This is a genomic window from Halopseudomonas sp. Lyrl_26 (genome assembly GCF_051948695.1).
Taxonomy (GTDB): domain Bacteria; phylum Pseudomonadota; class Gammaproteobacteria; order Pseudomonadales; family Pseudomonadaceae; genus Halopseudomonas; species Halopseudomonas formosensis.
Map to the genome: position 1 here is coordinate 1 of NZ_JAYJLH010000032.1, position 1,500 is coordinate 1,500.

Genomic DNA, 1,500 nt, shown 5'->3' on the forward strand with positions numbered 1-1,500 from the left:
TCAGCAACCGCTTCACTGGCACCTTCGATGGCCTGGGCCATGTGATCAGCGATCTGTTTATTGACCGCGGGACTACCAACTATGTAGGGCTGTTTGGCCACACCGATACCGCCACCCTGCGCCATGTGGGGCTGGAAAATAGTGATATTACCGGGCAGAGCGGTGTCGGCGGCCTGGTCGGTTTTCAGCGGGACGGCACCATTAGCCAGTCCTATGCCACCGGTGTGGTGACAGGGCATGAATGGGTCGGCAGCCTGGTCGGTCTTCAGAATGACGCCAGTATCAGCCAGTCCTATGCCGCCGGTGCAGTGAATGGAACCGGCTTTGTCGGCGGCCTAGTCGGTGCTCAGAGTGGCGGCAGTATCAGCCAGGCCTATGCCTCCGGTGCGGTGAATGGCAATTACGCTGTCGGCGGCCTGGTCGGTTTTCAGTGGAACGGCGGTATCAGCCACCAGTCCTATGCCACCGGTGCGGTGAATGGAAACAGCTCTGTCGGCGGCCTGGTCGGTTATCAGGCGGACGGCACTATCACCAACAGCTTTTACGCCACCACCAACAGCGATAACAACAGTATCACCGGGGATCACACCCACAGCGACTACGGCACAGGCCGCACCTTGGCTGAGCTGATGAACCGGGACACCTTCACCGGTTGGGACATAGACTCCGAAGGTGGCACCAGTAGCGTCTGGCGTATCTACGAGAGCCACAGCACTCCGCTGCTACGCAGCTTCCTCACCGCCCTGACCGTCACGGTGGATGACGACACCGTTACCTATAACGGTGCTGAGCAAACCGGCAACGGCGGCTGGAGCGCCGATGTCCTTTACGATAGCAACCTGCTATTGGGCAGCACCGATGTTACCGGCGGTGGCCGCAACGCGGGCGAGCACACACTGTCACTGGTCGGCCTCCACTCCCACCAGCAAGGCTACGACATTAAGGTCGAAAACGGCACACTGACCATCACCGCCAAAGTCATCAACCTGATTAATGCGATAGCCCAAAACAGAGTCTACGACGGCACCACCGGTGCCAACGTGATCGCGGACCTGGACGGCGTGATCACTGGTGATGATCTCGACGTTGCGCTGAGCGGTTTGTTCGATAACAAAAACGCGGGAACCGGAAAAGATGTGACCGTCACAGGTTCACTGACCGGCGCCGATGCGGGCAACTACACCCTGAATGGCCCGGTAACAACCACCGCCGACATCACTGCCAAAGTCATCGACCTGATCAACGCCGTGGCGCAAAACCGCGAGTACAACGGCACCACCGATGCCGATGTCACCGCCGAGTTGGATGGCGTGATTTCAGGTGATGACCTGCAACTGGCTGTTAATGGTGCGTTCGATAACAAAAACGCAGGCACCGGCAAGTCCGTGACTGTGAACGGCGCTCTCTCCGGCGCAGATGCAAGCAACTACACCCTGAGCGGACCTGCCACGGCGACCGCCGACATCACCGCCAAGGTCATCGACCTGATCAATGCCGTAG

The 1,500-nt window shown here is 59.2% G+C and carries 1 protein-coding gene; it reads left to right on the top strand.

The genetic code is table 11. The features are described from left to right. Positions 1-1,500, top strand: a 1,500-nt coding sequence (locus VF673_RS14970) for a YDG domain-containing protein (protein WP_440292519.1), incomplete at both ends; no start/stop codon positions are given.